The organism is Streptomyces tuirus (assembly GCF_014701095.1).
GTDB classification, from domain to species: Bacteria; Actinomycetota; Actinomycetes; order Streptomycetales; family Streptomycetaceae; genus Streptomyces; species Streptomyces tuirus.
The window spans coordinates 4,903,778-4,927,937 of the sequence record NZ_AP023439.1; the positions used below are offsets into that span (position 1 = coordinate 4,903,778).

A 24,160-nucleotide genomic window follows, 5' to 3' on the forward strand; every position below is an offset into this window, starting at 1 on the left:
CACGGGTTTCGTCAGCCGCGGTTCAGCTCGAACCAGACCACCTTGCCCGTACTGAGCCGCGTCGCGCCCCAGCGCCGGGCCATCCGGTTCACCAGGTACAGTCCGCGACCGCCCTCGTCGGTGGCGCGGGCCTGGCGCAGCCGCGGCAGCTGCGGCACGTCGTCGCCGACCTCGCAGCGCAGCACGTCCGTGCGCAGCAGACGCAGCGTCACCGGCCGCGAGGCGTACCGCACCGCGTTGGTGACGACCTCGCTGACGAGCAGCTCGACGGAGTCGCTGAGCTCCTCCAGACCCCAGCGCTGCAAGGCACGCCGGGCCAGCCGGCGGGCACGGCCCGGGGCGGCGTCCTCCGGCTCCAGGAACCAGTAGGCCACGTCGCTGGGCGCGATCCCGTCGAACCGGGCGGCGAGCAGCGCGATGTCGTCGTCCCGGTCGCCCGGGCCGAGCATGTCGAGCACCTCGTCGCACAGGGCTTCCAGGGGCGGCGGATGGTCCGGCCCGGTGAGCTGCGCCACCGCGGCCAGCTTCTCCCGCAGCTGCTCGATGCCGGTCCACACATCGCGCAGCCGCGACTCGACGAGGCCGTCGGTGTAGAGCAGCAGGGTCGCACCGGCGGGCGCGTCCAGCTCCACGGCCTCGAAGTCCACGCCGCCGACCCCGATCGGGGCACCGGCGGGCACGCGCAGCACCTCGGCACGGCCGCCCAGATGGAGCAGGACGGGCGGCGGATGACCGGCGTTGGCGATGGTGATGCGGTGCGATACCGGGTCGTACACGGCGTAGAGGCAGGTCGCCATGCGGTCCACGCCGAGGCGCTGGGCCTGTTCGTCGAGGTGGTGCAGGACCTCCTGCGGCGGCAGGTCGAGGCCGGCGAGGGTCTGGGCCGTGGTGCGCAGCTGGCCCATGATGGCGGCCGACGTCATGGAGTGGCCCATCACGTCACCGACGACCAGGGCGACCCGGCTGCCGGGCAGCGGGATCGCGTCGTACCAGTCGCCGCCGACCCGGGCCGTCTCCGCGGCCGGCAGATAGCGGGAGGCCAGCCGCACTCCCGTCGGGCGGGGCAGCGTCTCGGGCAGCATGGTGCGCTGCAGCTCGTCCGCGATGTAGGCCTCGCGGCCGTACAGCACGGCCTTGTCGATGCCGAGGGCGCTGTGCGTGGCGAGCTGGGCGGCCACCAGGAGATCGTCCGGCTCGAACGCGATGCGCTCGGGGCGGCGCAGGAACAGGGCGGCACCGATGACCCGGCGCCGGCCGCGCAGCGGGGCGAGGATCGCGCGCTGCCCGTCCGGCACGGCGAACTCGCCGCCGTCACCCAGCAGTTCCGGCAGTGCCGCGCGGGCCGCGGGGGCGTCGGTGAACACCGGGCGCACCCCGCGCAGCACCTCGGCGAGCGCGCTGCCGGGCCGCACTTCGCACAGCTCCGCGCCGACCGTGTCCAGCTCGCTCGGTTCGGGCTGGGCGGCCGGCTGGAAGCCGTTCTCGGTGTCACGCTCCGCCGGTATCCGGTCGGTGCGGCGCAGCCGCAGCAGCAGCGGGCCGGTCGGCCGCTCGTCGCCGACGGGCAGCGGGTCGCGCAGATAGACCAGAATCGCGTCGGAGAAGGTGGGCACGGTGGCCCGGCACAGCCCCATCACGATCTCGTCGAGGTCGATGCCGCGGGCGATCCGCCGGGTGGCGGCCCCCACGAACCTGAGCCGGTCGCCGTCCCGCCGCATGGGTGTGGGCCGGCCGGGCGGCAGGCTCTGGCCGCTGCGACGCTCCTGCCCGTCGGTGTTCATCCCGGGCCGGTCCTGTTCGTCGGCCGGCTGGACCGGAATGCCCTCGGGGGCGGGGCGCGGCCGAGGCGTGTCGCGCTCGGCAGTCTGCTCGGCACCCGGCTGGGAGTGCTCGAAGGCGGGGTCGCTCACGGTGTCCTTGCCCTTGCCGAACGGCGTGGAGGTGCCCGGCTCCGACGTGCCCGGCGTGCTGTGTGCCGTCGTGACCGGGACGGTGACATCGCCGCCGGGGCGGCCCTGTACCGGTAAGGCGCCGGGCGCACGCGCCGGTACCGGGGTATGCACGAACGCCCCGCGGGGATCCACGGGGTCGACGCCCGCCTGGGGGCGTTCGAAGGTCGGCTGCTCCGTCACGCGTGTCGAATCCATCCGTCCGGGGCTGCGCGCCGCGCACGCAGTTGGTCCCGCCGAAACTCCGATACCCGGATTACGTGCCCCAGGAACGGAATTCCCGCGTGGTCAGAGGTTGTTCCTGTGCCACCGGCGGACCGTCTGTGGCCCCCAGGGGCCGTCTGACGGCCCCTGGGGCCCGTGGCGCAGGCCCTGCCGGTGTTGCCCTCGTACCCCTCGCTCACGTCCTGCCGCCCCTCGGTGACGATCGGTCAAGCCCAGCGCGTGGTCGGGCAGTTGCCGCCGCGCGCACTTGCGGAGGACGATCCTACGTTTCTTGCCCGGGGGCGCATCAAGGGTCTCATGAGGACACATGCGCGGGCGTGCGATCCCAGTCCTCCGGGAGTGACGGTACCGCCCAGGACGGATCCGGGCGCCAGTGCTGCCAGCCTTCCGAGAACGGCGGCCCCCAGGCACGGATCACCTGCACCGCGTCCCGCCCCGCGGCCCGTACCCTTTCGGCCAGCCGGTCGTCCATCAGCCCGTCCCGCCGGGCCTGGGCGAACTCGTCCTCGTCCCGCCAGTGCCAACTGCGGTCGGGATGGACGGAGATGTCCAGGAAGTGGTCGACGGAGTCGACGCCGCCCTCCCAACGGGCCAGCGGCTCCTCCAGGTTCACGTACCAGTTCTTGAACTGCCAGCCCGGCTCCCAGAACAGCCACACCGACCAGGGCTCGCCGGGCCGGGCCAGCTTCAGCACACCCGTGCCGAACCACCGGTCGCGCTGCACGGTCCGCGGCCTGGTGTAGCGCGACTCCAGCGGCTCCAGATGCACGGGCGTGCCGTCGGCGAGCACGGGCTTCACACACTCGGTGCCGGGCGCCAGCCACACGGCGAGCAGATCGGCGTCGTCCCGGACGACGGTGACGGGGCGCGCGATGTGCACATGTGTGCCGCCGTTCTCCCGGTACCGCCACAGGATCCGGCTCCCGGGCGCCCAGAAGCCCGCCGCACCACCCGTTTCCACGCGTCTCATCGCTCCACCGTCTGCCATGAACAGATATTAGGTGCCGTAGGCATACGACGCTGCGGCGCGTGTCACGGTTCACGCGCCGGGCACACGAACGCGACCCTCCGTCACGGGTGTGTCATCCGCAGGACATCCAGCGCCTCGTCGAGCTGCTCCGCGGTCAGGTCCCCGCGCTCCACGTACCCGCCCTCCAGCACGACCTGACGGATGGTCTTCCGCTCGGCCAGGGCCTTCTTGGCGACCTTCGCGGCCTCCTCGTAGCCGATGTACTTGTTGAGCGGGGTGACGACGGAGGGGGAGGACTCGGCGTACTCCCGCGCCCGCTCGCGGTTCGCGGTGACGCCGTCGACGGTCCGGTCGGCGAGCAGCCGTGTCACGTTGGCGAGCAGCCGGACCGACTCCAGCACATTCTTCGCGATGACGGGCAGCATCACGTTGAGCTCGAAGTTTCCGGCGGCGCCGGCCGTGGCGACGGTGGCGTCGTTGCCGACGACCTGGGCGGCGACCATCAGCACGGCCTCCGGGATGACCGGGTTCACCTTGCCCGGCATGATCGACGAGCCGGGCTGGAGGTCGGGCAGGGCGATCTCGGCCAGGCCCGTGCGCGGCCCGGAGGACATCCAGCGCAGATCGTTGGCGATCTTCGTCAGTCCGACCGCGATGGTCCGCAGCTGCCCGCTGGTCTCGACGATGCCGTCCCGGGCGCCCTGCGCCTCGAAGTGGTTCCGTGCCTCGGTGAGGGGCAGCCCGGTCGTGCGGGCGACCTCCTCGATGACGGCGGCCGAGAAGCCGGGCGGGGTGTTGATGCCGGTGCCGACGGCCGTGCCGCCGAGGGGCAGTTCGGCGAGCCGGGGGAGCGAGGCCTCGAGACGCTCGATGCCGTACCGCACCTGGGCCGCGTACCCGCCGAACTCCTGGCCCAGCGTCACAGGCGTGGCGTCCATGAGGTGCGTCCGCCCGGACTTCACGACGTCGGCGAACTCCTCGGCCTTGCGCTCCAGGGAGGCGGCGAGGTGCTCCAGCGCCGGGACGAGGTCGCGCGTCACGGCGGCCGTGGCGGCGATGTGGATCGAGGAGGGGAAGACGTCGTTGGACGACTGGGAGGCGTTGACGTGGTCGTTCGGGTGCACGCCGCTGCCCAGGCGCTCGCTCGCGAGGGTGGCGATGACCTCGTTGGTGTTCATGTTGGACGAGGTGCCGGACCCGGTCTGGAACACGTCGACCGGGAAGTGCGCGTCCCACTTCCCCTCGGCGACCTCCCCGGCCGCCTCCTGGATCGCCCCGGCGATGTCCTTGTCCAGGACCCCCAGCTCGGCGTTGACCTTGGCCGCGGCCCCCTTGATGCGGGCCAGCGCCTCGATGTGCGCGCGCTCGAGGCGCTGCCCGGAGACGGGGAAGTTCTCCACGGCCCGCTGGGTCTGCGCCCGCCACTTGGCGTGCGCGGGCACCCGCACCTCGCCCATGGAGTCGTGCTCGGTGCGGTACTCGGTCCTGTCCTGCTCGTCGGTCATCGACGATCACCTCCACGTGTCACAGCGTCCGCGCCGCGACCACTGTTCCCCGTGGAGACGAATCATCACCCCCGCCGCCGGGCGAGTCGGGCCCGCGTACCGGAATGGACGTGAAGGGGGGAGGGGGGAACGAGCAGGGGCGGCGGGGGCGAAATCCTCCCGCCGCTCCGCCGCGCCCGCCGCGTCACGCCAGCCCGGGCCCCCTCACCGGGATCGAGGTGAACGTCGGCGCCGGCGCCGGGTTTTGGAAGAAGTCGTTGCCCTTGTCGTCGACCACGATGAAGGCCGGGAAGTCCTCCACCTCGATCTTCCACACGGCCTCCATGCCGAGCTCCTCGTACTCGACGACCTCGACCTTCTTGATGCAGTCCTGGGCGAGGCGGGCGGCCGGGCCGCCGATCGAGCCGAGGTAGAAGCCGCCGTGGGCGTCGCACGCGGCCGTGACCTGCTTGCTGCGGTTGCCCTTGGCCAGCATCACCTTGGAGCCGCCCGCCGCCTGGAACTGCTCCACGTAGGAGTCCATCCGGCCGGCCGTGGTCGGGCCGAAGGAGCCCGACGCGTAGCCCTCGGGCGTCTTGGCCGGACCCGCGTAGTACACCGGGTGGTCCTTCAGGTACTGCGGCATCTCCTCACCCGCGTCCAGCCGCTCCTTGATCTTGGCGTGCGCGATGTCGCGGGCCACGACCAGCGGGCCGGTCAGCGACAGACGGGTCTTCACCGGGTACTTGGTCAGCTCGGCGAGGATCGTGTCCATCGGCTGGTTGAGGTCGATCTTCACCACGTTGTCCTCGCCCGCGGAGAGGTGCTCGTCCGTGGTGTCGGGCAGGAAGCGCGCCGGGTCGGTCTCCAGCTGCTCCAGGAAGACGCCCTCGGCGGTGATCTTCGCGACGGCCTGGCGGTCGGCGGAGCAGGACACGGCGATCGCGACCGGGCAGGACGCGCCGTGCCGCGGCAGGCGCACCACGCGCACGTCGTGGCAGAAGTACTTGCCGCCGAACTGCGCGCCGATGCCGATCTTCTGCGTCAGCTCGAAGACCTTCTCCTCCAGCTCCTTGTCCCGGAACCCGTGCCCGAGCTCGGAACCCTCGGCCGGGATCTCGTCCAGGTAGTGCGCGGAGGCGTACTTGGCGGTCTTCAGCGCGTACTCGGCGGACGTGCCGCCCACCACGATCGCCAGGTGGTAGGGCGGGCAGGCCGCCGTGCCCAGCGAACGGATCTTCTCCTCCAGGAACTTCATCATGGAGGACTCGTTCAGCACGGCCTTCGTCTCCTGGTACAGGAACGACTTGTTGGCCGAGCCGCCGCCCTTCGCCATGAAGAGGAACTTGTAGGCGCCGCCGTCGGCCGCGTACAGCTCGATCTGGGCGGGGAGGTTGGAGCCGGTGTTCTTCTCGTCCCACATGGTGAGCGGGGCCATCTGCGAGTAGCGCAGGTTCAGGTTCTTGTACGCGTCGTAGATGCCGCGGCTGAGCGCCTCCTCGTCGCGGCCGGCCGTCAGCACGTTCTGCCCGCGCTTGCCCATCACGATCGCCGTGCCCGTGTCCTGGCACATCGGCAGCACGCCCGCCGCCGCGATGTTCGCGTTCTTCAGCAGGTCCAGCGCCACGAACTTGTCGTTGCCCGACGCCTCGGGGTCGTCGATGATGCGGCGCAGCTGCGCGAGGTGGGCCGGGCGCAGGTAGTGCTGGATGTCGTGGATGGCCTCCTCGGCGAGCTTGCGCAGCGCCTCCGGCTCCACCTGGAGGAAGGTCCGCCCGTCCGGCCCCTCGACCGTGGAGACACCCTCGGAGGTCACCAGCCGGTACGGGGTGGTGTCCTCTCCCTGGGGGAGCAGATCGGTGTACGCGAACTCAGGCATCTCGCCCATTCCTCACTCGACAGACGCGGCCCGCCTCCTTTGGCGGGCGCCAACCAGCGTAGAACCTGCCACTGAGGGCGAGCTTGTGAGGTAAGGCTCAGTTCGCCGCACCCGGTGCGGTTCAAGGGGGCGCGGCCGAGGGGTGTCGCGATCTATCGTGTTTCGGTACGCTGCTGCCGTGGACCTCTCGAAGCAGGACCTTCACAAGCAGGAGCCCGCCGGCGCCGCGCTCCGCGCCTCCGACGCGGCGCTGCGCGCCTCCGACGCCGAGCGCGACCGCATCGCCGACATCCTGCACGACGCCCTGGCCGAGGGCCGCCTCACCGCGGAGGAGCACGCCGAGCGCGTCGAGGGCGTGCTGCGCGCCAAGACCGTCGGCGAGCTGGAGGTCTTCATCCGGGATCTGCCCGCGGCCCACCGCCAGGGCCCCGGCCCCGCCCACGCCCCGGCCCCCCTGCGCCCCACGGCCGGCGCCCTCCCCATCGACCCTGACGACAACGTGGTCGCGGTCTTCAGCAGTGCCGTCCGCAAGGGCCGCTGGCGCGCGGGCCGCCGGATCCACGCGTACGCGATCTTCGGCAGTGTCGAGATAGACCTCAGCGAGGCCCTGTTCGACCACCAGCAGGTCGTCGTCAAGTCCTTCGCGGTCTTCGGCAGCGTCGACATCCGCGTCCCGGAGAACGTGTCGCTGCGCGGCACGGGCGGCGGCGTCCTCGGCAGCTTCGAGGTGGCCACCCTCGACTCGGGCGACCCGCAGGCCCCCATCGTCTACGTCGACGGCTGGGCCGTCCTCGGCAGCGTCGAGGCGCGGCCGAAGCGGGGCAAGGTCGTGGCGGACATCCTGGACCGGGTGCACCGCACGGTCGACAGGACTTTGCGCAAGCACCTGGGGCATTGACAGTCGCGAATCCCCCGAATCCGGCGGTTCGGAACTCAGTGCATAGGCGCGCGTACAGCGGGTAGGCCTTGCTGCATCGTCTCTCGCTCGCGAAGCCGTCGTCAGGAGTAGACCGTGCTGCAACCGCCGCATACGTCCGTGCAGGTAGCTGCCGTTCCGGCCCCGCGGGTGCCAGCGCGAGACAGGGACCAAGACGCCCCGTGGCACACCGAGGCGGTGTGCCGGCGTGACGAGGCCGGACTGTTCTTCGCCCCCTCCAAGGAGCCGACCGCCGCGCGGCTGTCCCGGGAGGAAGCGGCGAAACGGGTCTGTGCCCGCTGCCCGGTGATGGTCGAGTGCCGCGAACACGCCCTGCTCCAGCCCGAGCCGTACGGCGTCTGGGGCGGCCTCACCGCCGCCGAGCGCCGCGTGGTCCTGGCCCGGCGCCGCCGCCGCGACATGGAGCTGAAGAAGACCGCCCGCCCGGCGAACCGGATAGCGGCGGCAGGCTGACGGCCGAGCATGACGAAAAGGGCGCCCCCACCGCACCGGGGGCGCCCTTTCGTTGTGTCGGCCCGCTCCGCCCCGGGGCTACTTGCCCTTGTCGAAGTCGATCGCGCTGTAGGCCCGCAGCTTGCTCAGCCGGTGCTCGGAGGAGATCCGGCGGACCGTGCCCGACCGCGACCGCATCACGATCGAGTCGGTGGTGGCGGTCTCCGCACGGTAGCGGACCCCGCGCAGCAGCTCACCGTCGGTGATGCCCGTGGCCACGAAGAACACGTTCTCCCCGGTGACGAGGTCCTCGGTGGTGAGCACGCGGTCGAGGTCGTGCCCCGCGTCGATCGCCCGCTGCCGCTCCTCGTCGTCCTTGGGCCACAGCTTGCCCTGGATGGTGCCGCCCAGGCACTTCACGGCACAGGCCGAGATGATGCCCTCCGGCGTACCGCCGATGCCGAGCAGCAGGTCGACGCCCGTGCCCTCGCGCAGCGCCAGGATCGAGCCGGCCACGTCGCCGTCGGAGATCAGTTTGATGCGCGCCCCCGTCTCCCGGATCTCCTTGATGATGCCCTCGTGCCGCGGCCGGTCGAGGATCACCACCGTCACGTCCTCGGGCGCGGACCGCTTGGCCTTGGCGACCCGGCGGATGTTCACCGACACCGGGGCGTTGATGTCGACGAAGTCGGCCGCCTCCGGTCCGGTGACGAGCTTGTCCATGTAGAACACGGCGGACGGGTCGAACATGGACCCGCGCTCGGCGGCGGCCAGCACCGCGATCGCGTTGGTCATGCCCTTCGCGGTCAGCGTGGTGCCGTCGATCGGGTCGACGGCGATGTCGCACTCGGGCCCGGTGCCGTCGCCCACGCGTTCCCCGTTGAACAGCATCGGGGCTTCGTCCTTCTCGCCCTCGCCGATGACGACGACGCCGTTCATCGACACGGTGGAGACGAGGGTGCGCATGGCGCGCACCGCGGCGCCGTCGGCGCCGTTCTTGTCACCCCGGCCGACCCAACGGCCCGCGGCCATCGCCGCGGCCTCGGTGACCCGGACGAGCTCCAGGGCGAGGTTGCGGTCGGGAGCCTCGGAGGGCACATCGAGCTCGGACGGCAAGTGATGGTGCTCGGTCATCGGAGCGCACCTTTCTGTACGACGACGGCCGGATGAGGGTGTGTCGCCCGAATATATCTCCGAGTCGGCAAAATGAGCAGGGGCCCCCACGGATGAGCGCGGCAGGGACCTGCGACGATAGGGGGCGTGGCAGGCAAGAACGGCAAGCAGAAGACAGCGCGGGACATGGTCCTCTCCATGGGAGTCATTGTCCTCGTCGCGGGCTTCGTGTACCTCTTCATCCCGCACGACGACAGCGCGCCCGACGTGAAGGCGGTCGACTACCGGGTCGAGCTGCTCACGGCGCGCCGTGCGGCCTCCTACCCCGTGGCCGCGCCCGAGGGCCTGTCCGACGCGTGGAAGGCCACCTCCGTCCGCTTCCAGGGCGACAAGTCCGACGCCTGGCACCTCGGCTTCCACGATCCCGAGGGGGAGTACGTGGCGGTCGAGCAGTCCACTCAGCGGCGGCCCGTCTTCCTCGACGAGGCGACGCAGGGCGCTCGGGAGACCGGGAAGACCGAGAAGATCGGCGACGGCACCTGGACCCGCTACGAGGGCGGCCGGTACGACGCGCTGGTCCTGGAGGGCACCAAGGGCTCCACGACGGTCGTGACGGGCACCGCGTCGTTCGCGCAGCTGACGAAGATGGCCGAGGCGCTCCGGACGAAGTAGGCGCGTACGAGGAAGGCCCCCGGCAACTGCCGGGGGCCTTCGTCATGCGTGTGGGTCAGACGGTGGTGACGACCTGGTCGAAGTCCAGGCGCGGGGAGCGCGGGTACCAGGCGTCCGGGCCGGGGCGGCCGATGTTGACGACCATCAGCGGGGTGTGGTCGTCGTCCAGGAACTCCTTGCGGACGCCCTCGAAGTCGAAGCCGGTCATCGGCCCGGCGGCGAGACCGGCGGCACGGACACCGACGATGAAGTACGCGGCCTGGAGGGCGGCGTTCAGCGCGGCGGCGTTCTCGCGGACCGGGCGCTCGGCGAAGAAGATGTCCTTGATCTGCGGGGCCGCCGGGAACAGCTGCGGCAGCTCCTCGTGGAACTCGTTGTCCGCGGAGAGGATCGCCACCAGCGGGGCGCTCGCCGTCTTGGGCCGGTTGCCCTCGGCCATGTGCGCCACCAGGCGCTCGCGGGCCTCGGGGGAGCGGACCAGCGTGATGCGCAGCGGGGTCTGGTTGAAGGCGGTCGGGCCGTACTTGACCAGGTCGTAGATCGCCCGCACCTGCTCGTCGGTCACCGGTTCGTCGGTGAAGGTGTTGGCGCTGCGGGCCTCGCGGAACAGCAGGTCCTGGGCGGCGGGGTCAAGAACGAGGGACATGAATGCACTTTCTCGCGACGGTCGGTCCGGAAGATCGGCTGACGTCTCCGACCGTACGCGAGTGAAGTTCAACGTTCAACTAGTGCAAACGGGCTGGATCACCCGAACCGAACGGTCCCGGTCGGTCACTCCTCCTCCGCGTCCTCCGCGGCCTCCTGCGCCAGCGCCGCGTCCAGCCGCGCCCGGGCCCCGTCCAGCCAGCGCCGGCACACCTTGGCCAGCTCCTCGCCGCGCTCCCAGAGCGCCAGGGACTCCTCCAGCGTCGTACCGCCCGCCTCCAGACGCCGGACGACCTCGATCAGCTCGTCCCGCGCCTGCTCGTACCCGAGCGCCTCGCCGGTGCCCGGCGTCTCCTCAACCTCGCTGGTCATCCACCCACCCTATGTGTCCACTCGTACGGAGAACTCACCCTCGGAGACCCGCGCGCGCAGCGCCTCGCCGGCCTCCACCTCGCCCGGGTCGCGGACCGCGTGCCCGTCCGCCCTCTGCAGCACGGCGTACCCGCGCTTCAGGGTCGCGGCGGGAGAGAGGGCCACCACGCGCGCGTGCGTGTGCGTCAGCTCGGAGTCGGCGCGGTCCAGCTGGTGCCGCAGACAGCGCCGGCCCCGGTCGAGCAGGTCCGTCACCTGGTCGGCCCGCACGTCGATCATCCGGTGCGGATCCTCTATCGACGGCCGCGCGAGCGCGTGCGCCAGCCCGCGCTCCTCCCGCTCCACCAGCGCCGCCACACAGCGCCGCGCCCGGTCCCGCAGCAGCCGCACCCGCTCGTACTCCTCGCCGACGTCCGGCACGACCTTCTTCGCGGCGTCGGTGGGGGTCGAGGCGCGCACGTCGGCGACCTGGTCCAGCAGCGGGTTGTCCGGCTCGTGCCCGATGGCGGACACCACGGGCGTACGGCACTGCGCGACCGTCCGGATCAACTGCTCGTCGGAGAACGGCAGCAGGTCCTCCACACTGCCACCGCCCCGGGCGACGATGATCACGTCCACGTCGTCGATCGCGTCGAGCTCCTTCACGGCCTGCACCACCTGAGGCACGGCGTGCACGCCCTGCACGGCGACGTTGCGCACCTCGAAGCGGACGGCGGGCCAGCGGTGCCGGGCGTTCTCCAGGACGTCCCGCTCGGCGGCCGAGGCCCGTCCGCAGACCAGCCCGATCAGCTGCGGCAGGAACGGCAGCGGCTTCTTGCGCTCCGGCGCGAACAGCCCCTCGCGCGCGAGGGCCTTCTTCAGCTGCTCCAGGCGTGCGAGCAGCTCACCGACCCCGACGGGCCGGATCTCGGCGGCCCGCAGCGACAGCTGGCCGCGCGGGGCGTACCACTCGGGCTTCGCCAGGACGACGACCCGGGCGCCCTCGCTCACCACGTCCGCGACGGCGTCGAACACCTGCCGGTAGCAGGTGACGCCGACGGAGATGTCGTACGACGGGTCCCGCAGCGTCAGGAACACCACACCCGCGCCCGGCCGCCGCGACAACTGGGTGATCTGCCCCTCGACCCACACCGCCCCGAGCCGGTCGATCCAGCCCCCGATGAGCCGCGACACCTCGCCGACGGGCAGCGGTGCTTCCGGAGTCGTGTTCACAGCCATGCCGCGAGGGTAGTGGGCACCACCGACAACCCGGTTCAGCCGCCCTGGCCGGCACCGGCACGTCATGGGGGTGGCGGCGCGGCTCGCGGGCTTCCGGGGGCCGGCTTCTGTGCGCCGGCCCCTCACGAGAGCGGCGCGCCGCTCGCCGGGTCGGCTCCGCTCCCGCTGTAGGTCACTCGCGCCGCCCGATGTCAGTCTTCCCGGGGACTCCACACGGACGCGATCTTTGACCCGCCGAACGCGGCCTTACGATGGGACGCATGTCTGCTTCGCCTGGCCGCCGTGTCCTGCTCGCCGCCCCCCGTGGCTACTGCGCGGGTGTGGACCGCGCCGTGATCGCCGTCGAGAAAGCCCTGGAGCAGTACGGCGCTCCGGTGTACGTCCGGCACGAGATCGTCCACAACAAGTACGTCGTGCAGACCCTGGAGAAGAAGGGCGCGATCTTCGTCGAGCAGACGGAGGAAGTGCCCCCGGGCAACATCGTCATGTTCTCCGCGCACGGCGTGGCCCCCGTCGTCCACGAGGAGGCCGAGCGCGGCAAGCTCGCCACCATCGACGCCACCTGCCCGCTCGTCACCAAGGTCCACAAGGAAGCCGTCCGCTTCGCGAACGAGGACTACGACATCCTCCTGATCGGCCACGAGGGCCACGAGGAGGTCATCGGCACCTCCGGCGAGGCCCCCGACCACATCCAGCTCGTCGACGGCCCGGGCGACGTGGCGAAGGTCCAGGTCCGCGACCCGTCCAAGGTCGTCTGGCTCTCCCAGACCACGCTGTCCGTCGACGAGACCATGGAGACCGTCGACGCGCTGAAGGACAAGTTCCCGCAGCTCATCTCCCCGCCCAGCGACGACATCTGCTACGCCACGCAGAACCGCCAGCTGGCCGTGAAGCAGATGGGCGCCGAGTCGGAGCTGGTCATCGTCGTCGGCTCGCGCAACTCCTCCAACTCCAAGCGGCTCGTCGAGGTCGCCAAGCTCGCCGGTGCCCGCGAGGCCTACCTCGTGGACTTCGCCGACGAGATCGACGAGGCCTGGCTGGAGGGCGTGACCACGGTCGGCGTCACCTCGGGCGCCTCCGTCCCGGAGATCCTGGTCGAGCAGGTCCTGGAGTACCTCTCCACGCGCGGCTTCGAGGACGTCGAGATCGTCAAGGCGGCCGAGGAGTCCATCACGTTCTCCCTCCCCAAGGAGCTCCGCCGCGACCTGCGCGAGGAGGCCGCGGCCCTGACTTCCGAGCGGGGCGGCGCCGGGACCGGTGAAAATTCCGGGGAGTGATCGGGGACAGGCCGGGCAGCACCGCTGTCCGGCCTGTGACCGTCAGTCGTTCGTCGTAGCGTAGGGCCATGCAGATCTTCGGAGTGGACATCGGCGGATCCGGGATCAAGGGTGCCCCGGTGGACCTGGACAAGGGCGACCTCGCCCAGGAGCGCCACAAGGTCCTCACCCCGCACCCGGCCACGCCCGACGCGGTGGCCGACGGCGTCAAGCAGGTCGTCGACCACTTCGGCTGGACGGGCCCGATCGGGGTCACGTTCCCGGGCGTGGTCACCGACGGAGCCACGATCCGCACGGCGGCGAACGTCGACGACAGCTGGATCGACACCGACGCCCGCGCGCTGCTCGGCGAGCGGCTGGGCGGCGTGCCGGTGACGGTGATCAACGACGCCGACGCGGCGGGCGTCGCCGAGATGCACTTCGGCGCCGGCCGCGACCGCCGGGGCACGGTGATCCTGCTGACCCTCGGCACCGGCATCGGCAGCGCGGTCTTCGTCGATGGCGTGCTCGTCCCCAACACCGAGCTGGGCCACCTGGAGCTCGACGGGCACGACGCGGAGAAGCGGGCCTCCAGCAAGGCCCGCGAGGACCACGACATGACGTGGGAGCACTGGGCGGTGCACCGCGTGAGCAAGTACCTCGCCCACGTCGAGATGCTGTTCTCGCCGGAGCTGTTCATCATCGGCGGCGGCGTCAGCCGCAAGGCCCACAAGTTCCTGCCCCACATCCAGGGCATCAAGGCCGAGATCGTCCCGGCGCAGCTGCAGAACAACGCGGGGATCGTCGGCGCGGCGATGCGGGCGGCCGGACACTAGCCGCCTCGGACCGGGACAGGGGCGAGAGCTCAGACCGGCGGCCGGGCCCCTGCCGTCCGCCGCCGGTGCACCAGCCGGATCCGCCGCACGATCACGATCAGCCCGGCGATGAGAGTGCCGCCGTACAGCCAGCCGGCCTGCGTGGCGAGCGCCGTCACCAGGCCCATCAGCGTGCCGCCGGTCCCGTCCTCGCTGTCGGCCACCGGCAGCAGCCCCACGGCGAACGCGATCGGCACCACGACGGGCGCGGTCATCAGGTCCCCCCGGCGCACCCAGAGGGCGGTCAGCGCACTCACCGGCAGGAACAGCACGCCGTACGCCGTCAGGGACGCCCCGAACAGCGCGGAGCAGAGCGCGCCGAGCAGGAACATCGCCACCGCGCAGAACAGTCCGCTGCCCAGGCCGGTCAGCCGTGGGTTCGGCAGCCCTCTCGCGGCGGGCGCCGGAGCGGGCGCGGGCCGTCGTACCGGCGCGGGGCGGCGTCGCGGCCCAGGCGGGCGGGCCGCGCGCACGGGCTCGCCCCCCGCTCCCCGTCCCGCCTGCGACGGCACGGGTTGGCGGGGCGGCCTGGGCCGGTCCCGTCGCGGTCCGTACTGGGGAGATCGCGTCCTGTATTGCTCCACCGGACCAACTTAGGTCGTTCTATATGCCGAATAGGCCTTCAGACACGCCGTCGGCCACGGCTTGGCCAAGCGTTCGATACGTCGCCCGGGTGGTTCCGGACACGCCGTAGACTGGTGGATCGGCCGGTCCCCTGGCCCCCTGGCCCTCCACTCACGGGAAGTCGCAACGTGTCGCTCACGATCGGAATCGTCGGTCTGCCGAATGTCGGCAAGTCGACCCTGTTCAACGCCCTGACCAAGAACGACGTGCTGGCGGCCAACTACCCGTTCGCCACGATCGAGCCCAACGTGGGCGTGGTCGGCGTCCCGGACCCCCGCCTGACGAAACTGGCGGAGATCTTCTCCTCGCAGCGGGTCCTTCCGGCCACGGTCGACTTCGTCGACATCGCCGGCATCGTGCGCGGCGCCTCCGAGGGCGAGGGCCTGGGCAACAAGTTCCTCGCGAACATCCGCGAGTCCGACGCCATCTGCCAGGTCATCCGCGCCTTCAAGGACGAGAACGTCGTGCACGTGGACGGCAAGGTCTCGCCGAAGGACGACATCGAGACGATCAACACCGAGCTGATCCTCGCGGACCTGCAGACCATCGAGAAGGTCCTGCCGCGCCTCCAGAAGGAGTCGCGCATCAAGAAGGACATCGCACCGAAGGTCAAGGCCGTCGAGGAGGCCAAGGAGATCCTGGAGAAGGGCGACACGCTGTTCTCCGCGGGCATCGTCCAGGGCTCCGGCAACGAGGAGCTCCTGCACGACCTGCACCTGCTCACCACCAAGCCGTTCCTCTACGTCTTCAACGTCGACGAGGACGAGCTGACCGACGAGGACTTCAAGAACGAGCAGCGGGCCCTGGTCGCCCCGGCCGAGGCGATCTTCCTCAACGCCAAGCTGGAGGCGGACCTCGCCGAGCTCGACGAGGACGAGGCGCTGGAACTCCTTCAGTCCGTCGGCCAGGAGGAGCCGGGCCTCGCGACCCTGGCCCACGTCGGCTTCCGCACGCTGGGTCTCCAGACGTACCTCACCGCCGGTCCCAAGGAATCCCGCGCCTGGACCATCAAGAAGGGCGCCACGGCCCCCGAGGCCGCCGGCGTCATCCACACCGACTTCCAGAAGGGCTTCATCAAGGCGGAGGTCATCTCCTTCGACGACCTGGTGGAGACGGGTTCGGTGGCGGAGGCCCGCGCGAAGGGGAAGGCGCGGATGGAGGGCAAGGAGTATGTGATGCAGGACGGGGATGTGGTGGAGTTCCGGTTCAATGTGTGACCGCTGACCTGTCGCCACGTCGCTGATCCGGCAAACATGCAGGTCAGGGAGTGCCCGTCTCTTCGGAGGCGGGCTCTTCGTCTTCCAGTGCCGGGTTGGTGTGCGGCGCGCCCGGGCCGCGTCGTGTTGCCCTGGTGCTCAGGTGTCGTAGACGCGGGAGCGGTGCCCGACGTGCACGGCCCAGACCACCAGCTCCCCGTTGTCGATCGTGTAGATCACGCGGTAGTCGCCTACCCGCAGGCGGCGTCGGTCGGGCTGGGAGACGAGGGCCGTGGTGTTGAACCCCAATGGGTCGCTCTCCAGCTCGGCCAGCTTGGCCAGAATGCGGAGGGCCGTGTCCCGCGGCACCTTGCGGAGCTCGGCCTGAGCCTCGGGACGGAAGACGGTGCGGTACTCACTCACTGCGTGCCCGCGTCTCCCTCATGATCTCTTCGATCGGGATGCCGGGTGCCGGGTTGGCCATGCGCTCGTCGATGATCCGGTTGATCTCGCGCTCTTCCCACTCCTGGTACTTCCGGAGCACGTCGATGGACACCACGGCAGCCACCTCCTTGCCTCTGCGCGTGATCACCGTGGGTACGTCGTCGCGGTCAGCCCGCTCCACGACCTCGGCCAGGTGTGCCCGGACATCGCGGATTGACTCTGTGGGCAGCGGCTGTGTCATGCGCCCAAGAGTACCGAGTGGCGCATGTGTACACAACGGCGAGGGTGCTCGGGGCGTCGGTGTCCCTTCGGCCCCGAGCGCGTCATTCGCGGCTACCGGGGCGGTCCTGGCGGCGAGCCCTGGGGTGCACGAGCTTCGAGCGCTCGGGCAGGTACCGGTGGGCGATGCCGGCGGCGGCAGCGAGTGCGAGCAGGGCGAGAAGGGCCCGCTTGCGGTGGTCCGGGGTGCCGGTGTGCGGCCCGGGTGGTGCCGTTTCCGTGGAGAGGCCGCGGTCGATCCGCTTCCAGACCCGTGCCGGGGGCGTCGTCGGCAGGTCCGCGAGCTGTGCGGTGCGGGCCGCCGTCACCAGGCGGGTCAGCATGCCGAGCTCGTCGCGGCAGCGTGCGCAGTGTTCGATGTGGCGCAGGGCCTCCGCGTCGGCGTCGGTCGGGGAGGCGTTGTGCAGTGCCAGTTCCACCAGGTGTGCGGACTCTACGTGGGCCACTGCGTCCTCCCGACGGGTTCCGCCGTGACGACGAGGTTGGATACGTAGCCGCCCCGCTCGGGGTCGTACGGGGGCGCGCAGGTGATGAGGGTGAGGGTCGGGGGGCCGGCGCGGCGGAACGTCGAGGGGGGTAGGGCTTCTTTCGGCACCGTGAAGCGGGTGGCGACCTGGTAGGTCACCGGCTCGGCCCCGGCGCGGCGCACCTCGATCCGGTCTCCGCGCCGCATGCCGTACAGCGCCAGGAACTCGCCGAGGGCGCCGGTCTCGGTGTCGACGTGACCGACGACGACGGCCGAACCACGGGCGCTGCCGGGTGCGGGGCCGTGGCGGTACCAGCCGGCCACGGACGGGTCGTCGGGGACGGTCATGGTCCCTCGGGCCGTCACGCCCACCGGGCTGATCCGGGCGTCGAGGCCGGTGCGGGGGGCGAGCACGCGGCGGGGTGGTGGAGGATCCTGCCCCGCGCGCGGGGCCGCAGCGCCGGGGGGTGTCGTCGGGGCCGCCGCCGGCCCGTGTTCCGGCGGCTCCGACGTGAAGCCGGGTGGAGGTACGGCCCGGTCCGACGGCGTGGGCGGAAAGCCGAGGACGGCTGCCAGAGCGGCAGCCGCCACCATCGGGCCCGTCAGCCGTCGTGTGCCGTCAGCCACGCCGGCGGGCGAAGCGGCGGGCCACCAGCACGCCGGTCACCGCGACCGCTCCGGCCCCGGCGGCGAAAGCCGGCCCCAGGTCGGAGGAGTTCGTCGCGGCGGCGGCACCGCTGCCGCCCGCGGGGACGCCACGGGGCGACGACTCCATGCCGCTGAACGACTGGGTCGCCAGGGCCAGGTTCTTGTCGTCGGCGCTGCCCCAGGCGTAGACGACGTTGCTGGTGCCCTCACTGAGCTTCAGGTCGGCCGGACCGATCGCCACGGTGTCCGTACCGGCCAGCACCACATCGGTGTTGAGGGTGCCCGCGTCGACCTCGGCGGTGTCCTCCTTGGGGTTGGTCAGGTCGTTGAAGACCGGCTGTCCGCCGGCCCGGACGTCGACGGCGGGCGCGGCGGCGACATGGCGGACCGTCAGACGGGCCTTGCCCGCGTCGACCTGGGAGACGTCGTTGGTGAAGGCCGTCAACTCCGGTTTGCCGTCGGCCGAGAGATGGGCGGCGACCGTGGCGTTCCCGCCCTCGGGCACCTCGATCTTCTTCTCCAGGGCCGGAGTTCCGTCAGGACTCCGGCCCGCTTCGAAGATCTGGATCTCGTAGGTCCCGGCGTCGAGGGACTGGGGGTCCGTCACGGTGCCGGGCTTGAAGTCGCCGATCAGTTCGTCGCCGTTGGCGTACACGTCCACGGTCATGCCGGGGATGCCGTGGAAGACGGACACCATGGCCTTGTCCTGCTGGTCGGCCAGGGCGGGCGCGCAGACGCCGAGGGCCAGGCCGCAGGCACCGGCCGAGGCGGCGAGGGCGAGGCGGGTGTGAGAGGTCATGGGAATCATCCCTTCGAACGGAGTCTCCGTACGGTGCGGAGCCTCGGTCCTGTTTTCGGGTGTGGGGGCCGTCGCGGATGCGCGTACGGCGTCACCGCTAAAGGCCCGCGTCGGGGACCGGGGGCTGCTCGATCACCAGGCGCAGCCGGTGCAGGCCGCGGCGGGCGTGGCTCTTGACCGTCCCCAGGGGCATGCCGGTCCGCTCCGCGATCTGCGCCTGGGTCAGGTCCTCGTAGAAGGCCATGCACAGCACCTCGCGCTGGTGCCGCGGCAGCCGTGCCAGGGCGTCGATCAGCAGCACCCGGTCCAGGACCCGGTCCGGGGCCGCCTCGTCGGGCCCGGTGGTGTCCGCGTCGCGGCCGGCCGAGTCGATCAGCGTCAGCCGCCGCGTCCGCGCCGCCAGCGCGTCGACGATCTTGCGGCGCGTGATGCCGACCAGCCAGGCGCCGAGCGGGCCCCGTTCGGGACGGAACCCGGCACGGCCGTGCCAGGCGCCGAGGAAGACCTGCTGGGTCACGTCCTCCGCCTCGTGGGTGTCACCGAGCAGTCGGGTGGCCATGGTGTGGACGAGCGAGCCCCAGCGCCGGTAGATCGCGGCGAACGCCTCCTCGTCGGCGGCGACGAGGCCACGGGCCAGCTCCTCCTCGTACCGCGTTTCCTCCGCCGGAACGGTGGGGGCGGCGGGCGCGGCGGGGGTGGTGAGTCGCGTGTTCGTGATCATGGCCTGGTTCCTCCTGCAGTGCGTCGTGCGGGGACGGAAGGCCGTCTGCCGAACCGCACCGGTCGCGCTGTGCGGAGCCGCGACCATGCGCTCGGAGCCAGTGTTCGGCGCACAAACGACGCGACTCAACATGCGTCGTTTGTGCGTCGTACAGTCGGAGGTATGGGTACACACGAACGGGACGATGAGGACCGCGGACGCGGGGGCGTGCCGCTCGGTGGCGGGCTGACCACCGGCGAGGTGGCCAGGCGGCTGGGGGTCGCGCCCACCACGGTCCGCACCTGGGACCGCCGCTACGGCCTCGGTCCCGACGCCCACACCGGTGGCCGGCACCGGCGGTGGACGGCGATGGACGTGGCACGGCTGGAGCGGATGTGCGCCCTGACGGCGACCGGGATACCGCCCGCCGAGGCGGCCCGCACGGTGCTCGGCGAAGCGACGCAGGAGGCGGGGCCTGACGCGGGGCCTGACGCGGGCCCTGATGCGGGCCTGGTCGGACGGACCGCCCCGGCATCACCGGACACGCCCCCGCGGGCGCACGTCCCAGCCCGTCGACCCTCCGAGACGCCACCGCTACCGCCCGCCCGCCCCCGCAGCCGCGCGGGCAGCGGGCTGCGTCTCGGTGACGTCCGTCAGGAGTGCAAGGGCATCGCTCGTGCCGCTCTGCGCCTCGACGCCGTCGCGCTCGACGAGCTGCTCGAGGCCGCGATCGTCGAGCACGGGCTGGTGGCCGCCTGGACCGAGGTGATCATGCCGACCCTCCAGGCGGTCGGCCGCAAGTGGGAGAGCTCGGGCGAGAAGTACGTCGAGGTCGAGCACTTCCTGTCCTGGCACGTCTCCGGCGCGCTGCGGCGCGGTGCCCCGCCCTCGGCCGCCGACCGACCGGGCGCGACCGTCGTGCTCGCCTGTGTGCCTGGGGAGAACCACACGCTGCCCCTGGAGGTGCTGGCCGCCGCGCTGGCCGAACGCGGTCTGCCCGTGCGCATGTTCGGCGGCGCCCTGCCCGTGGAGTCCCTGGTCACGGCCGTACGCCGGACCGGGCCTGCGGCCGTGGCGCTGTGGGCCCAGTCCCGGACGACCGCCAGCCGGCCGCTGGCCCAGCACGTGGCGGCGATGGAGTGGGGGGTGCGGGGCGCCCGCCGCAAGCCGGTGGTCCTGACGATCGGGCCCGGCTGGAGCGGCCGGACCGTGACCGGTCTGCCGCGTCCGACGGGGCTGGCCGAGGCCGTCGCGGTTCTGGAGTCGGTGGTGTCGCGTTAGGGGGACGCCGCATCGCGCCCGGGCGCTGCTGCATCCGAACACGCTCATCCGCCGGAAGCGTTGAACGGACAGAACACGACGGGCGGGGAACAGCCGACCGGGTGGCCGGGAGCGGAGTACGGAGATGAGCGGCGCGTGGTGGGCCCGGTGAGCGGGGAACCCGGCGGCACGTCGGACGTGGTGGTCGTCGGAGGCGGTGCCGCCGGCCTCAGCCTCGCGTACCGGCTGGTCGAGACGGGCGTCGCGACCGTGACCGTGGTGGAGCCGCCGGACGGTCCCGCGCGCCCCGCCGAGCGGACCTGGTGCTACTGGGATCAGCGCGAAGGCGACGGCCACAGCGGAGCGGACGACGATTTCGAGGAGGCCGTCACCGCCACCTGGCCCCTGCTGCGGGTGCACGGCCCCGACGGCAGCCCGCTCACCGTCGACCCGGCCCCCTCGCGCTACCGCATGGTGCGTTCCACGGCGTTCGAGCGGCTGGTGCACGCCCGGCTGGAGCGTTCGCCCGGCGGGCGGGTCCTTCGGGCCACGGCGGACTCGGTGCGCGACGTACCCGGAGGCGCGGAGGTCCGCTGCACCGCACCGGACGGCCGCACACTGACGCTGCGCTCCCGGTACGTGTTCGACTCGCGGCCCCTGCGCGCCCTGCCCCCGGCCCGGACGCGGTTGTCGCAGCACTTCCGTGGCTGGTTCGTGCGCACCCGCACCGACCGGTTCGCCCCGGCGGTGGCCGACCTCATGGACTTCCGGGTCCCCCAGCCGGGGCACGGGCTCGCCTTCGGCTACGTCCTGCCGCTGGCCCCGGACCGGGCGCTGGTCGAGTACACCGAGTTCTCCCGCACCCCGCTGACCACCGCCGCCTACGAGGCGGCGCTCCGCCACTACGCCCACCAGGTGCTGCGCCTGGGCGAGTTCACCGTGGACGCGGCCGAGCAGGGCGTCATCCCCATGACCGACGCCCGCTTCCCGCGCAGGGCCGGAGCGGCCGTCTTCCGTATCGGGACCGCGGGCGGTGCGACCCGCCCCGCCACCGGCTACACCTTCGCGGCCGTCCAGCGGCACAGCCGGGCCATCGCCACCGCCCTGCGGGACGGCCGCGGGAGTGTGCCCGCACCGCACGGGCGCCGGGCGCTCGCCATGGACGCCGTGCTGCTGCGGGCCCTGGACACCGGGCGGATCGACGGCCCCGCGTTCTTCACCGGGCTTTTCCGCCGTACGCCCCCACAACGCCTGCTGCGCTTCCTCGACGGCGCCACCTCGGTCCGGGAGGAGTGGGGCATCGGACTGCGCACCCCCGTGGGCCCGATGCTCCGCACCGCACTCGAACTGCCCTTCCTGCCCCGCCGCCCCCACCCCGCCCCAGGAACCGGAGAGAGCCCCCGATGACCCTGCTGCGCGACCGCGACCTGGCCCACGCCTTCGACCACGCGTCCCGCACCTACGACCGCCTGACCGGCCTGAACCCGGGCTACCGCGCCGACCTGCTGCGCTCGGCCCGCCGGCTGAGGCTCTCCGGGGAGGGGGCCGGACTGCACCTGCTCGACCTCGGCTGCGGCACCGGTGCCTCCACCCGGGCCCTGCTGCGGGCCGCACCCCGGGCGCGGATCACGGCGGTGGACGCCTCCGCGGGCATGCTGCAGCGGGCGCTGGCCAAGCCGTGGCCCGACAGCGTGCGGTTCCTGCACCTGAGCGCCGAGGAGCTCGACGCGGCCGGCGAAGGCCCCTTCGACGCGGTCTTCGCCGCCTACCTGTTCCGCAACGTCTCCGACCCGGACGCGGTCCTCGCCACCGTGCGGACCCTGCTGCGGCCGGGCGGGCGCCTCGCCGTCCACGAGTACAGCCTCGGCGGCTCGCCCGCGCACCGGGCGCTGTGGACGGCCGTCTGCCAGGGAGTGATCATCCCGGCGGGCACGCTCACCGGGGACCGGGCCCTGTACCGGCACCTGTGGCACAGCGTCCTCGACTTCGACACCGCCGCCGACTTCACCGGGCGGCTGACGCGCGCCGGATTCACGGGTGCCCGCGCCCTTCCCCTCGCCGGGTGGCAGACCGGCATCACCCACACGTTCGTGGCCACGGCGGGGGAGGCCGGCCGATGAGCCGTCCGACACCCGCGCGAACCGCCGCCCGCCGCGGCCGGGACCGCAAGGCCGAGGTCCTGATGCCCGCGCCCGGCCGGGACCGGTTCGCGCCCGGGGACGCACCCTCCGTCGCCGTGGTGGGCGGCGGCATCGCCGGACTCGCCGCGGCCACCGGACTCGCCGAGCGCGGCGCCCGGGTGACCCTCTACGAACGCGAGGAGTCCCTGGGCGGTCGCCTCGCCGGGCACCCCACCCGGCTGGCCGACGGCTCCGAGGTGACCATGAGCCGTGGCTTCCACGCCTTCTTCCGCCAGTACTACAACCTGCGCGGCCTGCTGCGGCGCACCGACCCGGCCCTCAGCCGCCTCGTCCCGCTGCCCGACTACCCCCTGCGGCACAGCGGCGGACTGACCGACAGCTTCGCCCGCGTCCCGCGCACCCCGCCCCTCAGCGCCCTCGGCTTCGCCGTCCTCAGCCCCACCTTCGGCCGCCGCGACCTCGCCGCCCTGAACGCGCGGGCGGCGCTGCCCCTGATGGACGTGCGCGTGCCCGACGTGTACGCGCGCTTCGACCGGGTCGGCGCGACCGCGTTCCTGGAGCGCGTCCGCTTCCCCGAGGCCGCCCACCACCTGGCCTTCGAGGTGTTCTCGCGCAGCTTCTTCGCCGACCCGCGCGAACTGTCCGCCGCGGAACTGATGCTGATGTTCCACATCTACTTCCTCGGCTCCTCGGAGGGGCTGCTCTTCGACGTGCCCGACGAGCCCTTCCCCCAGGCCCTGTGGGAGCCGCTCGGCGACTACCTCCAGCGCCTCGGCGCCACCGTCCGCACCGGCACGGCCGTAGGGAGCGTGGAGCCCGACGGCGGCGCCGGAGCCGAGGTACGCACCGCCGGCGGCACCGACCGGCACGACGCGGTGGTGCTCGCCCTCGACACCGGCGGACTGCGCGGGGTCGTCGCCGCCTCGCCCGGCCTGGGCACCGCCCCCTGGCGCGACGGCATCGCCGCCCTGCGCACCGCCCCGCCGTTCCTCGTCTCGCGGCTCTGGCTCGACCGGCCGGTGAACGCCGACCGCCCCGGCTTCCTCGGCACCAGCGGCTACGACGGCCTCGACAACATCAGCGTCCTGGAACGCTACGAGGGGGAGGCAGCCCGCTGGGCCGCCAAGAACACCGGCTCGGTCGTGGAACTGCACGCCTACGCCGTCGGCCCCGGCGCGGACCGGGAGGGCGTGCAGGACGCGCTGCTCGGGCAGTTGCGGCGGATCTACCCGGAGACCCGGGAGGCGCGCGTGGTCGACGCCCGGCACGAGTGGCGCGCGGACTGCCCGCTCTTCCCGGCCGGCACCCACCACCGGCGCCCGACCGTGAAGACCCCGCACCCGTGGCTGACGCTGGCCGGCGACGGGCTGCGCTGCGACCTGCCCGTGGCCCTGATGGAACGCGCCGCCACCACCGGCTTCCTGGCGTCCAACGCGTTGCTCGCCCGGTGGGGTGTGCGTGGCCAGGTGCTGTGGACCGTGCCACGGGCGGGCCGCTCCCGGGTGCTGCGGGCACTCGCCGGGCTCGCCGGGCGTCGGGTACGCCGGTGACGCGGGGCCGCCGGACGGGCCCGGGC

The 24,160-nt window shown here is 72.3% G+C and carries 25 protein-coding genes; 10 read left to right on the forward strand and 15 right to left on the reverse strand.

The annotated features are described in order from the left end of the window. Positions 1 to 11: 11 nt before the first annotated feature. The 4 genes from IGS69_RS22685 to IGS69_RS22700 all read right to left on the reverse strand — a co-directional run bounded on the left by IGS69_RS22685 (position 12) and on the right by IGS69_RS22700 (position 6,516). Positions 12 to 2,147: a SpoIIE family protein phosphatase gene (locus IGS69_RS22685; protein WP_190902373.1), complete on the reverse strand. Its 2,136-nt coding sequence runs from the start codon at positions 2,145 to 2,147 to the stop codon at positions 12 to 14. A gap of 322 nt (positions 2,148 to 2,469) precedes the next feature. Continuing rightward, positions 2,470 to 3,162 carry a cytidylyl-2-hydroxypropylphosphonate hydrolase gene (gene fomD / locus IGS69_RS22690; protein WP_190902374.1) on the reverse strand — a complete coding sequence of 231 codons (693 nt, stop codon included), beginning with the start codon at positions 3,160 to 3,162 and terminating at the stop codon, positions 2,470 to 2,472. Between the two features lie 83 nt (positions 3,163 to 3,245). Then, positions 3,246 to 4,649, reverse strand: a complete 1,404-nt coding sequence (locus tag IGS69_RS22695) for a class II fumarate hydratase (RefSeq protein ID WP_190902375.1) — start codon at positions 4,647 to 4,649, stop codon at positions 3,246 to 3,248. 184 nt (positions 4,650 to 4,833) lie between these two features. Beyond that, positions 4,834 to 6,516, reverse strand: a complete 1,683-nt coding sequence (locus IGS69_RS22700) for a fumarate hydratase (protein WP_269783179.1) — start codon at positions 6,514 to 6,516, stop codon at positions 4,834 to 4,836. Between the two features lie 169 nt (positions 6,517 to 6,685). On the opposite strand from IGS69_RS22700, the gene IGS69_RS22705 reads away from it, so the two are divergent. Next, on the forward strand, positions 6,686 to 7,405 hold the full coding sequence (locus IGS69_RS22705; RefSeq protein WP_190902377.1) for a DUF1707 SHOCT-like domain-containing protein: 720 nt from the start codon (positions 6,686 to 6,688) through the stop codon (positions 7,403 to 7,405). Between the two features lie 114 nt (positions 7,406 to 7,519). Beyond that, complete coding sequence (locus IGS69_RS22710) at positions 7,520 to 7,897, forward strand: WhiB family transcriptional regulator (protein WP_190902378.1); 378 nt, start codon at positions 7,520 to 7,522, stop codon at positions 7,895 to 7,897. Positions 7,898 to 7,975: 78 nt separating this feature from the next. On the opposite strand, the gene glpX is transcribed toward IGS69_RS22710, so the two are convergent. Continuing rightward, complete coding sequence (gene glpX, locus IGS69_RS22715; protein ID WP_190902379.1) at positions 7,976 to 9,010, reverse strand: class II fructose-bisphosphatase; 1,035 nt, start codon at positions 9,008 to 9,010, stop codon at positions 7,976 to 7,978. A gap of 126 nt (positions 9,011 to 9,136) precedes the next feature. Here glpX and IGS69_RS22720 point away from each other — a divergent pair, with 126 nt between their 5' ends. After that, complete coding sequence (locus tag IGS69_RS22720) at positions 9,137 to 9,661, forward strand: DUF4245 domain-containing protein (protein ID WP_190902380.1); 525 nt, start codon at positions 9,137 to 9,139, stop codon at positions 9,659 to 9,661. Between the two features lie 55 nt (positions 9,662 to 9,716). Here the strand turns inward: IGS69_RS22720 and IGS69_RS22725 are convergent, their stop codons facing one another. From IGS69_RS22725 to xseA, 3 genes are all read right to left on the reverse strand, one after another. Next, the gene (locus tag IGS69_RS22725) at positions 9,717 to 10,307 is read right to left on the reverse strand and encodes a malonic semialdehyde reductase (protein ID WP_190902381.1); all 591 of its coding nucleotides are present in this window, start codon (positions 10,305 to 10,307) and stop codon (positions 9,717 to 9,719) included. Between the two features lie 125 nt (positions 10,308 to 10,432). Then, on the reverse strand, positions 10,433 to 10,678 hold the full coding sequence (locus tag IGS69_RS22730; RefSeq protein WP_190902382.1) for an exodeoxyribonuclease VII small subunit: 246 nt from the start codon (positions 10,676 to 10,678) through the stop codon (positions 10,433 to 10,435). A gap of 9 nt (positions 10,679 to 10,687) precedes the next feature. After that, complete coding sequence (gene xseA, locus IGS69_RS22735; RefSeq protein ID WP_190902383.1) at positions 10,688 to 11,896, reverse strand: exodeoxyribonuclease VII large subunit; 1,209 nt, start codon at positions 11,894 to 11,896, stop codon at positions 10,688 to 10,690. 251 nt (positions 11,897 to 12,147) lie between these two features. On the opposite strand from xseA, the gene IGS69_RS22740 reads away from it, so the two are divergent. Both IGS69_RS22740 and ppgK read left to right on the forward strand, forming a co-directional pair. Then, complete coding sequence (locus IGS69_RS22740) at positions 12,148 to 13,173, forward strand: 4-hydroxy-3-methylbut-2-enyl diphosphate reductase (RefSeq protein ID WP_190902384.1); 1,026 nt, start codon at positions 12,148 to 12,150, stop codon at positions 13,171 to 13,173. Positions 13,174 to 13,241: 68 nt separating this feature from the next. Beyond that, on the forward strand, positions 13,242 to 13,988 hold the full coding sequence (ppgK, locus tag IGS69_RS22745; RefSeq protein WP_190902385.1) for a polyphosphate--glucose phosphotransferase: 747 nt from the start codon (positions 13,242 to 13,244) through the stop codon (positions 13,986 to 13,988). A 29-nt stretch (positions 13,989 to 14,017) separates the two neighbouring features. On the opposite strand, the gene IGS69_RS22750 is transcribed toward ppgK, so the two are convergent. Beyond that, complete coding sequence (locus tag IGS69_RS22750; protein WP_190902386.1) at positions 14,018 to 14,611, reverse strand: DUF6542 domain-containing protein; 594 nt, start codon at positions 14,609 to 14,611, stop codon at positions 14,018 to 14,020. 168 nt (positions 14,612 to 14,779) lie between these two features. Here IGS69_RS22750 and ychF point away from each other — a divergent pair, with 168 nt between their 5' ends. Then, on the forward strand, positions 14,780 to 15,868 hold the full coding sequence (ychF, locus tag IGS69_RS22755; RefSeq protein ID WP_030842729.1) for a redox-regulated ATPase YchF: 1,089 nt from the start codon (positions 14,780 to 14,782) through the stop codon (positions 15,866 to 15,868). 138 nt (positions 15,869 to 16,006) lie between these two features. On the opposite strand, the gene IGS69_RS22760 is transcribed toward ychF, so the two are convergent. The 6 genes from IGS69_RS22760 to IGS69_RS22785 all read right to left on the reverse strand — a co-directional run bounded on the left by IGS69_RS22760 (position 16,007) and on the right by IGS69_RS22785 (position 19,204). Then, positions 16,007 to 16,270 (reverse strand): type II toxin-antitoxin system RelE family toxin, encoded by a 264-nt coding sequence (locus tag IGS69_RS22760; RefSeq protein ID WP_190902387.1) that lies wholly within the window; start codon positions 16,268 to 16,270, stop codon positions 16,007 to 16,009. Continuing rightward, positions 16,263 to 16,532: a type II toxin-antitoxin system Phd/YefM family antitoxin gene (locus IGS69_RS22765; RefSeq protein WP_190902388.1), complete on the reverse strand. Its 270-nt coding sequence runs from the start codon at positions 16,530 to 16,532 to the stop codon at positions 16,263 to 16,265. The genes IGS69_RS22760 and IGS69_RS22765 overlap by 8 nt, the downstream gene beginning before the upstream one ends. An 82-nt stretch (positions 16,533 to 16,614) precedes the next feature. After that, positions 16,615 to 17,016, reverse strand: coding sequence for a hypothetical protein (locus IGS69_RS22770; protein WP_190902389.1), 402 nt, complete (start codon positions 17,014 to 17,016; stop codon positions 16,615 to 16,617). After that, complete coding sequence (locus IGS69_RS22775; RefSeq protein WP_232543616.1) at positions 17,004 to 17,450, reverse strand: class F sortase; 447 nt, start codon at positions 17,448 to 17,450, stop codon at positions 17,004 to 17,006. The genes IGS69_RS22770 and IGS69_RS22775 overlap by 13 nt, the downstream gene beginning before the upstream one ends. A gap of 205 nt (positions 17,451 to 17,655) precedes the next feature. Then, positions 17,656 to 18,483 (reverse strand): DUF4397 domain-containing protein, encoded by an 828-nt coding sequence (locus IGS69_RS22780; RefSeq protein WP_190902390.1) that lies wholly within the window; start codon positions 18,481 to 18,483, stop codon positions 17,656 to 17,658. A gap of 97 nt (positions 18,484 to 18,580) precedes the next feature. Next, positions 18,581 to 19,204: a sigma-70 family RNA polymerase sigma factor gene (locus tag IGS69_RS22785; protein WP_190902391.1), complete on the reverse strand. Its 624-nt coding sequence runs from the start codon at positions 19,202 to 19,204 to the stop codon at positions 18,581 to 18,583. 162 nt (positions 19,205 to 19,366) lie between these two features. Between IGS69_RS22785 and IGS69_RS22790 the strand changes: the two genes are divergently transcribed. The 4 genes from IGS69_RS22790 (at position 19,367) to IGS69_RS22805 (ending at position 24,134) form a co-directional block, all read left to right on the forward strand. After that, the gene (locus tag IGS69_RS22790) at positions 19,367 to 20,464 is read left to right on the forward strand and encodes a MerR family transcriptional regulator (RefSeq protein ID WP_190902392.1); all 1,098 of its coding nucleotides are present in this window, start codon (positions 19,367 to 19,369) and stop codon (positions 20,462 to 20,464) included. A 147-nt stretch (positions 20,465 to 20,611) separates the two neighbouring features. Continuing rightward, entirely contained in the window at positions 20,612 to 21,850 is a 1,239-nt protein-coding gene (locus IGS69_RS22795; RefSeq protein WP_232543617.1) for an FAD-dependent oxidoreductase, read from the forward strand. Beyond that, positions 21,847 to 22,563 (forward strand): class I SAM-dependent methyltransferase, encoded by a 717-nt coding sequence (locus IGS69_RS22800; protein WP_190902393.1) that lies wholly within the window; start codon positions 21,847 to 21,849, stop codon positions 22,561 to 22,563. Before IGS69_RS22795 ends, IGS69_RS22800 begins: the two co-directional genes overlap by 4 nt. After that, entirely contained in the window at positions 22,560 to 24,134 is a 1,575-nt protein-coding gene (locus tag IGS69_RS22805; RefSeq protein WP_190902394.1) for an FAD-dependent oxidoreductase, read from the forward strand. Before IGS69_RS22800 ends, IGS69_RS22805 begins: the two co-directional genes overlap by 4 nt. The last annotated feature ends 26 nt before the right edge of the window (positions 24,135 to 24,160 follow it).